The organism is Streptomyces sp. NPDC048507, assembly GCF_043199995.1.
Classification (GTDB): Bacteria; Actinomycetota; Actinomycetes; order Streptomycetales; family Streptomycetaceae; genus Streptomyces.
In genome coordinates, this window is record NZ_JBICWZ010000001.1 from 1,090,200 (window position 1) to 1,098,676 (window position 8,477).

Sequence of the window (8,477 nt, forward strand, 5' to 3'; positions counted from 1 at the left end):
CGGGCCTGCTATCCGTGCGCCTTGGGCACCTGGGTGTTCTGACAGACCGTCAGGAGCCAGGCGCCGTCGTCCTGCTTGGTCATCACGTACGTCGGAACGCCCTCGTCGCCGGCGCCGTCGGCCGTCCGGTAGACCTGGCTCACCTTGACCGCGGCCACGTCGGGGCGCAGGAACTGCAGGTGCGTGACGGTGTAGCTGACCCGCCCCTCCCAGCTCGCGCCGGGGAGCACCCGGCGGGTGAACTCGGAGATGGCGTCGAGCCCGATGAGGACCTTGCCGCCACCGGTGGTCCAGAGGGCGTCGGGGTGGAAGAGGGCGAGGAAGGCGTCGGGGTCCTTCGCCTCCTGGGAGGCCTCGACGGCGGCGACCACCTGGTGGATGGCTTCGACATCGGCGCGCTGCGCGGCGGACCGGGACGCGTGGTCTGTGGTCATGAGGATCAGGGTCTGACCTCAAGCGCCCTTGAGGTCAAGGGCCGGACCGTGCGGTGTGCCAGGTGCGGTGGCACGCCCGAGGGGGCGGACCCGGACGTACGGGTCCACCCCCTCGGGTGCGTGCGGGACGGCCGGGCCGTCAGGCGGGACGGCCGCCGAACGGGGCGCCCGTACCGTAGTACGTGCCCAGTTCCTCGTTGTACCCGGCGTCGCCGAGGTGCTTGTCCCGGTGGAACTCGGGAGCGTTCTTGATCTGTTCCTTGGTGCGGTCCACGTAGATCTTTTCTTCGGCGGGGTCGATGTGCCGGACCGTGCCGGCGGGGAGGAGGACCTCCTTGCCGAAGATCCACACACCGGTGTCGACGACGATGTACGCGGAGCCCACCTCGTCGGAGTGCTTGTCGACCTTGCCGATGGAGCCGTCCGTGGCCTCGACCTTGTAGCCCGTCAGATCGTTGCCGGCCAGTCGGCCGGACGTTTCCTGATAGCCCCAGATGTTCGCGGACATGAGAACCACTCCTTAGTTTCGGGGGTACGGATCCTTTTCTTCCGGAACCGATGGGGGACCGGTGACGGCCCCGCCGGAAACTCACCTGCCCCGTAAATCCCGACGCACACGGCCGGATCGGGGAGAAGTCTCCGGGGGAGGGGCCGCGGGCACGGGGCGGGGTCCGCACCCCGACCGGGTGCGGACCCCTGAACTGCCGTTTCTGCGCCGGTACGGCTACCAGCGGTACCAGCGTCCGCTGCCCCCCTTCGGCCGGGCGACGAACCCGACGAGCCACAGCACCAGTACCGCGATCGCCACCCACCACAGAATCTTGAGGGCGAATCCGGCACCGAAAAGAAGCAGTACCAGCAGGAGAACGAGAAGCAGGGGAACCATAGTTATTACCTCCGGAAATCTGTGTGCCCGCGGTTTCTCGGAACATGCGCCCCGGGTTTTCGGATTCTTCGCTCCGTGCGCGCCGGCTCAGGGCCGCAACAGGGCTTTGACGGCGCGGCGCTCGTCCATGGCCCGGTATCCCTCGGCGACCTGCTCCAGGGGCAGCGTGAGGTCGGAGACCTCGTGCGGCACCCCGACGAAGCCGACGCTGCCGCCGGGCCGCGCCGCGTGCAGGGCCTGCGCCATGGCCTCGCCGGTGCCCACGCACTCCAGCACGCTGTCGGCGCCGATGCCGCCGGTCGGCTCCTTGATGCGGGCCACGCCCTCCGCACCCCTCTCCTTCGCGGCGATCACGGCGCACAGCCCCACGGCGCCGTCGCCGACGACCACCGCGGTCGAGCCGGGCGTCACCGCGGCCGCTTCGGCGGCCCACCAGCCGGTCCCCATCACGTCGGAGACGGCCGGCAGCCCGGGCCACAGCTCCTCGTCGGAGCCGCACACACAGGTGACGGCCGTCCGGATGATCGCGTCGGTCGGACGCAGGATCTCCGGATCCTCCAGGGTCTCGAAGCGCACGTCGCCGGGCGCGTGGATCACTGCTCCGCGCATGGGGTCCTTTCGTGCCGGTGGAGACGCTGCCGGGGCGGCCGGCGGGCGCCGGGTGCGGAGGCGGCCCGGCCGTCGTCGCGGCCGCGGGTCGAACCTCACGTGATCCAGGTAACCGGCATCCGGCCCGGTCAGCGACTCCACCCCGGCCGGCCCGGGGGAGGGAGCCGGGGCACGATTCCCCCGGTGGGCGCCGATCGCGGGTGTTCTGCGCGCCGGACCACTACGCTCATGATCACGCCGTGCCGACAGGAGTGTGCGGACGAGGACAGGTGCCCCAGGCGCTCTGGACGTCACCTGGCCGAGCGAGGGGCCCCGGCCACCCGGCCGGGGCCCCTCGGCGCTCCGCCGGACCGCGCCCATCGGTGATCCTTGGTCCATGCGTGCCGCCCGCCTCATCCGCATGGCCCTCCTGCTCCAGTCGAGCCCCGGTCTGACCGCCGCCGCCCTCGCCCGTGAGCTGGAGGTCTCCGAGCGGACCGTCATCCGCGACGCCCAGGCCCTGCAGGATGCGGGGGTCCCGGTCCGCTCCGAGCGCGGCCGGGCCGGCGGCTACTTCCTGGCCCCCGGCCACCGCACCCGGCTCACCACCCTGCACCCGAGCGAGGCGGAGACCCTGTTCCTGTCGGGGCTGCCGTCGGCCCTGCGGGACCTGGGCCTGGCGGACGCGGCCGGCACCGCCCGGCTGAAGCTGACCGCCACCCTGCTGCCCTCCGTGCGCGAGGCCGCCGAATCCTCGGTGCGCCGCTTCCACCTCGACGCGCCGGCCTGGTTCCGGGAACCTCCCACCCCGCCGCTCCTGCCGGAACTGGCCCGCGCGGTATGGGCCGACCGGGCCGTCGAGCTGTCCTACGCCCGCCCGGGCCGTGCGGGCGCGCCGCCCGCCACGGTGACCCGGGTGGTGGAACCGTACGGGCTCGTCCTGAAGGCCGGCACCTGGTACGCCGTCACCCGCGTGCCCGCCGGCCCGGACCCCGGAGCCGGCCGGGACCCCGACGGCGGCTGGCGCACGTACCGCGTCGACCGGGTCACCGCGCTGGTCCCCGCACCCGGCGCGACGCAGCCGTTCGCGCGCGATCCGGCCTTCGACCTGGCCGGGCACTGGGAGACCCGGTCGGTCGCCTTCGCCCGTACGCTGCTGCGCACCACCGTCACGGTCCGCGTGGGCGCACGGGGACTGGGCCGGCTGCCCGCCGTCCTCGACGCGGCGGCCGTCCCGGACGCCCTGGCCTCGGCGACCGCCCCCGACGCCGACGGCCTGGTCACCCTCGACCTGCCCGTGGAGTCCGAAGAGGTCGCCTTCGACCAGTTCGCCGGGCTCGGCGCGGACATCGAGGTCCTGGCCCCGGCCCCGCTGCGCGCCCGCTTCCGCGAGCGCGCGGCGGCCCTGGCCGCCCTCTACGGGACGGCCCCGGGTCAGCGGTAGTCCTCCGGGTCGCCCTCCCGGCCGCCGTGGACGACGTCCTCGAAGTACGCCCAGGCGTCGGGCCGGCTGCCGTCCACGTCCCGCACCCCGTACGCCCGGGCGAGCTCCGCGCTGGAGGTGGACCTGCCGTTCCAGCGCCGGGCGCGGTCGGGGTCGGCGGCCAGCGCCGCCACCGTGCGGGCCAGGAACCACGGGGACTCGGCGATCGCGAAGGACGGCTCCCGGGCGATGGCGTCGCGCCAGTTGTCCTCCGTGACTCCGAAGTGGGCGAGCATCTGCTCCGAGCGCAGGAAGCCCGGCGACACCGCGACCGCCGTGCCCCCGTACTCCGCGAGTTCCTGGCCCAGCCCGAACGCCAGCCGGATGGGGGCGTTCTTGGCGAGGTCGTAGTACATGTTCTCCCGGTAGCGCCGGTTGGACCGCGCGGTCCCGTCGGTGACCTCCACGTGCAGTGGCGCGTCCGAGCGGATCAGCAGCGGCAGCAGCAGCGCGGCGGTGATCACGTGGGAGCGGGCGCCGAGTTCCAGGATGCGCAGGCCGTCGGCGAGCGGGGTCTCCCAGCTCTTCTTGCCGAACACCGCCGCCGACAGCAGGTGTTCGCCGCCCCAGAGGTCGTTGACGAGGATGTCGAGCCGCCCGTGGTCCCGGTCGACGCGCTCGGCGAGCGCCCGCACCCGGGCCTCGTCGAGGTGGTCGGTGGGCACGGCGATGCCGGTGCCGCCCGCCGCGGTGACGAGTTCGGCGCTCTCCTCGATGGTCTCGGTGCTCCGGCCCACTTCGCTGACCCGGGTACGGGTCGTGCGGCCGGTGACGTACACGGTCGCCCCGGCCCGGCCGAGCTCGACGGCCTGGGCGCGCCCGGCGCCGCGGGTGGCTCCGGCGACGAGCGCGATCCGCCCGGCGAGCGGACGCCGCGGGTCTTCGTGCGGAGCGGGTGCGGTGGTCATGTCCTCGTTGGTCATGCCGTCCAGCGTGCACGCCAAAGGTGACAGAACACGTCACCTTTTACCGGGCCGCCGCATCGGCTTTGACGTCCGGGCCGTGCTGCGGGGACCATCGGGCATGGAACGAGTCCTGGTCGTGGGGAGCACGGGCGCCGGCAAGACCACCCTGGCCCGCGCCATCGCCGAGCGCCTGCGGATCCCCTTCCACGAGATGGACGCCCTGGTCTTCGTCGCCCCCCGGTGGCAGGAGAATCCGCGGCTGCTGGAGGACGTGTCCCGGATCGGCTCGGGCCCGTCCTGGATCCTCGACTCCTTCGGCCACCCGAAGGTCCGGGACCTGCTGTGGTCCCGGGCCGACACCATCGTCTGGCTCGACTACTCCCGCCCGGTGGTCATGCGCCGCGTGCTGCGCCGGTCCCTGGCCCGCACCCTGCTGCGGCGCCGGATCTTCGGCGGCAACACCGAAGGCCCGGGCAGCTGGCTGAGCCCCGAGCACCCGGTCCGGTGGGCCTGGTCGCAGTACGCGGTCCGCAGGAGCGACATCGCCGGCCGCTGCGCGGCCCCGCGGCCCGTCCCGCTCGACGTGGTCCACCTGCGCACGCCCCGGGCGGCGCGGGCCTGGCTCCGGGCGGCCACCCGGTCCCCACGCGCGTAGATTCACTTCTCCGGCGCACCGGAAAAGCCCGTTCCTTGATCCAGAATTCCACTCGAACGCGGGTGTTGTGAGGGGTGTCTCCGTTCGATACGATCGCTCCCGCAGCGGCCGTAAGTCCACTTATCGAAGGGGGCATTGTGGGTGCGTCAGCGTCAGCTTCACCATCGGCACCGGCAATGCTCTCCGAGCGGAATTGCTGATGGGCGAGGCCGATGAAAAGTTAAAGCACTCCGGCCCTTTATTACCCGAAGACCGGTCCTCGTCCTCCGCCCCCTTCCGAAGACGGGATTTCACGCTCTTCTGGACGGCGGGCGCCGTCGACGGCCTCGGCACCTGCGCCTCCGCACTCTTCCTCCCGCTGATCCTGCTGGGCGCCGGATACCCGGCCGGCCTCACCGGACTCGTCGCCTCGGTGGGCCTGGTCAGCGGTCTGCTGGTCGCGCCGGTCGCGGGCGTCTACGCCGACCGGTGGCCGCGCGGCCCCATGATGTACGGGGCGGCCCTGCTCGCGGCGGCCGCCATGGGATCGGTGTTCGTGAGCGTGGCCCTCGGCCACGTGGTCCTCGTCCACGTCCTCCTCGCGTCCGTCGTCGAGCAGGCGGCCGGCGCCACCTACGGGGCCGCGGCCTCCGGAACCATCCGCCGCCTGGTGCCGCCCGCGGGATACGCCCGGGCGATCGGACACCTCCAGGCCCGGGACCAGGCCGTACAGATCGTCGGGCCGATGCTGGGCGGCGTGCTCTACCAGCTGGCGCGCTGGGTCCCGCTGCTGGCGGACGCGCTGTCCTTCCTGCTGGTGGCGGTGCTGACCAGGGCGATCCGTACGGACCTGACGCCCGAACGGGACGGCCCGGACGCCTCGTTCACCCGCGATCTCGCCGAAGGGCTGCGCTTCGTGTGCGCCGACCCCTTCCTGCGCTTCGTGATGGTGTGGACCGCCGGGATCAACGCGCTGCTCGGCGCCCTCTACTTCCACGCCGTGGTCACCTCCCACGACCGCGGCGCCAGCCCCTCCTCGATCGGGCTCGTCCTCACCCTCGCCGGCGCCGGCGGGCTGCTCGGCGCGCTCGCCGCGCCCTGGCTCGTGCGGCGGGTTCCGGCGGCGCTGATCGTGACGGCCGCGTCGTGGGCCATGGCGGCGACGGCGGCCGGCCTCGCCTTCGTCTCCCGGACCTGGGCCTACGGGCTGCTGCTCGGCGGCGTCTCGCTGATCGTGCCGTCCGTGGTCGTCGTGCTCCAGACCCGGGCGATGCTGATCACCCCCGACCGGCTGCTGGCCCGCATGGGGACGGTGCTGGGTACCGCCGGACAGGGCGTCGCGGTCCTCGCGCCCGTGACCGCGGGAGTCCTGGTGGCGGCGTACGGGGGCCGTGCGGTGGCACTGGGCTGCGCGGGTGCGTTCGCCGGCCTGGCGCTCTACGCGACCGCCAGGGCGCGGCTCGTGGCCGGGGAGGCGCCGTGACGCCGGCCCCGCCGAAGGCGGCCGCGCGCACCTACGGCGTCTACCGGCCGGTGCTGCCGGTGACCAGCCCCCGAAGCCCCGACCGGATGGTGTACACGGGCGACGCCGACGGCCGCTGCGAGATCTTCACCTGGGACCGCTCCACCGGCGCCGGACGCCAGCTGACGGACCGTCCGCACGGGACGCTGCTCTGCGCCATCGACGAGGACGAGGCCGTCTGGTGGTTCGACGAGGACCGCGGCGGCAGCGGCGGCTGGCGCACCCAGGACTTCGACGGCGGCCCGGACCGCCCGGCGCTGGCCGGCGTGCCCTACGGGCGGCCCGCCGGGCTGGCGCTGGCGCCCGGGGGCGCGGTGGCCGTCGGCATCCGCGACTCCGCAGGGCTCGGCGTCCACACGGGGCGGCGGGGCGGCACCGCCACGACCGTCCTGCGGACGCGGGACTCCGCCGCGCTGTCCGGACTGGCGCCGGACGGCAGCCTGCTGGCGGTGTCCGGGCCCGCGCACTCCGCCCGCGCCGTGACCCTGCTGAGCCCGGACGGTGCCACCGTCGCGGTGCTCTCCGGCACCGCGGAGCGCACCTGGGCGCTCGGCTTCGCGCCGGCGCCGATACCGGGCCCGGCGGCGTCCGCTCGCCCTCTGCTGCTGGTCATGCGGGAGCGGGCCGGCCGCTACCACCTCGGGACCTGGGCCCCCGGCCGCGGCGTGGAGCTGCTGCCCTGGTGCTCGTTCGACACCGAGACCACCGCGCGCTGGTATCCCGGCCCGCACGGCGCGCGGGTCCTGCTGCGGCAGGACCGGCACGGCCGCAGCAGGCTGTTCACCGCCGACCTCGACCGCCGCGAGCTGACCCCGGTGCCCACCCCCGAGGGCAGCGTCCTGGACGCGTCCCCGGCCGCCGACGGTGACGTGCACTTCATCTGGACCGACGCGGTGAACGTGCCGCGCGCGCTGTCCCTGTCGGGGGCGCCGCTGCCCGGACAGAGCCGGTGGCGCCTGCCCCGGTTCGGCCGCCGCCAGGACCTGTGGACGCCCGGCCCCGACGGCCCGGTCCATACCTTCGTCACCACACCCGCCGACCGCCCGGCCCCCCACCCGCTGGTCTTCCTCGTCCACGGCGGCCCGGCCGACCACGACCGCGACGCCTACGACCCGATGGTGCAGGCCCTCGTCGGCTCGGGCTACGCCGTGGCCCGCGTCAACTACCGGGGCTCGACCGGCTACGGGCCGCGCTGGCGCTCCGCCTACTCCGAGGGCGTCGGCCACACCCAGGTCGCCGACCTGGTGCGGGCCCGGGCCGACCTGCTCGACCGGGGCATCGGCCGCGAGGGCGCCGTCGGCCTGTGCGGCACCTCGTGGGGCGGCTACCTGACGCTGCTGGCGATGGGAACCCACCCCGCTCTGTGGAACGCCGGGGTCGCCGTCAAACCGCTCGCCGACTGCGTCGCGGCCTTCCGGCACTCCACGCCCGCCCTCCAGGCTCTGGACACCGCCCTGTTCGGCGGCACTCCCGACGAGGTGCCGCAGGCCTACGCCCACGCGTCCCCGTCCACGTACGCGGCCGCCATCGCCTCCTCGCTGCTGGTGGTCGCCGCGCGGCGGGACGCCAAGTGCCCGCCGGAACAGGTCGAGGCGTACCTGGAGGTGCTGCGCGCCAAAGGCGTGGCCCACGAGCTGATGTGGCTGGACTCGGGCCACGACGGCTACGACGGGGCCGACCACCTGGCCGTGATCCGGCGGTCCCTCAGATTTCTCGGTCGCGGGCTGCCTGCGGCGCCCGTGCGGGCCGAGCCGTCCTCACACCCGGAGGGGAGGTGAACATCATGCAGAAGGACATCATCCACGGCGACCCGCTCGAGGGCGACGAGGAGAGCCGCAAGCCGGGCGTCGGCGTCGTCATCTACTTCCGCTCCTCGGAGGAGATGGAGGACGAGGACAAGTAGCACGAGGGGGGCGGGCCCGCCCCCCCGGGCGGGCGGGCCCCCCCCCCCCCCCGGAAAACCCCCCCCCCCCCCCCCCGAAACCATAGTAAAGTGCCCCCCCGGCCGGTCACCAGGTGTACAAA

At 74.0% G+C, this 8,477-nt stretch carries 9 protein-coding genes; 4 read left to right on the plus strand and 5 right to left on the minus strand.

Features of this window, described 5'->3' with window-relative positions; all coding sequences use genetic code 11:
• Positions 1-8: 8 nt before the first annotated feature.
• The 4 genes from ACGFXC_RS05010 to ACGFXC_RS05025 form a co-directional block, all read right to left on the minus strand.
• A complete protein-coding gene (locus ACGFXC_RS05010; RefSeq protein ID WP_393709513.1) occupies positions 9-434 on the minus strand; it encodes an SgcJ/EcaC family oxidoreductase in 426 nt (141 codons plus the stop codon).
• A 139-nt stretch (positions 435-573) separates the two neighbouring features.
• Entirely contained in the window at positions 574-942 is a 369-nt protein-coding gene (locus ACGFXC_RS05015; RefSeq protein WP_393709514.1) for a PRC-barrel domain-containing protein, read from the minus strand.
• Positions 943-1,158: 216 nt separating this feature from the next.
• Positions 1,159-1,320, minus strand: a complete 162-nt coding sequence (locus ACGFXC_RS05020; protein ID WP_283453945.1) for a hydrophobic protein — start codon at positions 1,318-1,320, stop codon at positions 1,159-1,161.
• Between the two features lie 87 nt (positions 1,321-1,407).
• Positions 1,408-1,929, minus strand: a complete 522-nt coding sequence (locus ACGFXC_RS05025) for a zinc-binding dehydrogenase (RefSeq protein ID WP_393709516.1) — start codon at positions 1,927-1,929, stop codon at positions 1,408-1,410.
• 376 nt (positions 1,930-2,305) lie between these two features.
• Between ACGFXC_RS05025 and ACGFXC_RS05030 the strand changes: the two genes are divergently transcribed.
• A complete protein-coding gene (locus tag ACGFXC_RS05030) occupies positions 2,306-3,352 on the plus strand; it encodes a helix-turn-helix transcriptional regulator (protein WP_393709518.1) in 1,047 nt (348 codons plus the stop codon).
• Here the strand turns inward: ACGFXC_RS05030 and ACGFXC_RS05035 are convergent.
• Positions 3,343-4,314: an SDR family oxidoreductase gene (locus tag ACGFXC_RS05035; RefSeq protein WP_393709520.1), complete on the minus strand. Its 972-nt coding sequence runs from the start codon at positions 4,312-4,314 to the stop codon at positions 3,343-3,345. The genes ACGFXC_RS05030 and ACGFXC_RS05035 overlap by 10 nt on opposite strands.
• Before the next feature lie 100 nt (positions 4,315-4,414).
• Between ACGFXC_RS05035 and ACGFXC_RS05040 the strand changes: the two genes are divergently transcribed.
• The 3 genes from ACGFXC_RS05040 to ACGFXC_RS05050 all read left to right on the plus strand — a co-directional run bounded on the left by ACGFXC_RS05040 (position 4,415) and on the right by ACGFXC_RS05050 (position 8,230).
• Positions 4,415-4,951 carry an AAA family ATPase gene (locus tag ACGFXC_RS05040; RefSeq protein ID WP_393709522.1) on the plus strand — a complete coding sequence of 179 codons (537 nt, stop codon included), beginning with the start codon at positions 4,415-4,417 and terminating at the stop codon, positions 4,949-4,951.
• A gap of 199 nt (positions 4,952-5,150) precedes the next feature.
• Complete coding sequence (locus ACGFXC_RS05045) at positions 5,151-6,413, plus strand: MFS transporter (protein ID WP_393709524.1); 1,263 nt, start codon at positions 5,151-5,153, stop codon at positions 6,411-6,413.
• Positions 6,410-8,230 (plus strand): prolyl oligopeptidase family serine peptidase, encoded by a 1,821-nt coding sequence (locus ACGFXC_RS05050; RefSeq protein WP_393709525.1) that lies wholly within the window; start codon positions 6,410-6,412, stop codon positions 8,228-8,230. Before ACGFXC_RS05045 ends, ACGFXC_RS05050 begins: the two co-directional genes overlap by 4 nt.
• Positions 8,231-8,477: the final 247 nt, after the last annotated feature.

Coding starts and splice junctions, on each gene's coding strand:
- ACGFXC_RS05010 (WP_393709513.1), bottom strand. CDS start 434: ATGACCACAGACCACGCGTCCCGGTCCGCCGCGCAGCGCGCCGATGTC.
- ACGFXC_RS05015 (WP_393709514.1), bottom strand. CDS start 942: ATGTCCGCGAACATCTGGGGCTATCAGGAAACGTCCGGCCGACTGGCC.
- ACGFXC_RS05020 (WP_283453945.1), bottom strand. CDS start 1,320: ATGGTTCCCCTGCTTCTCGTTCTCCTGCTGGTACTGCTTCTTTTCGGT.
- ACGFXC_RS05025 (WP_393709516.1), bottom strand. CDS start 1,929: ATGCGCGGAGCAGTGATCCACGCGCCCGGCGACGTGCGCTTCGAGACC.
- ACGFXC_RS05030 (WP_393709518.1), top strand. CDS start 2,306: ATGCGTGCCGCCCGCCTCATCCGCATGGCCCTCCTGCTCCAGTCGAGC.
- ACGFXC_RS05035 (WP_393709520.1), bottom strand. CDS start 4,314: ATGACCAACGAGGACATGACCACCGCACCCGCTCCGCACGAAGACCCG.
- ACGFXC_RS05040 (WP_393709522.1), top strand. CDS start 4,415: ATGGAACGAGTCCTGGTCGTGGGGAGCACGGGCGCCGGCAAGACCACC.
- ACGFXC_RS05045 (WP_393709524.1), top strand. CDS start 5,151: ATGGGCGAGGCCGATGAAAAGTTAAAGCACTCCGGCCCTTTATTACCC.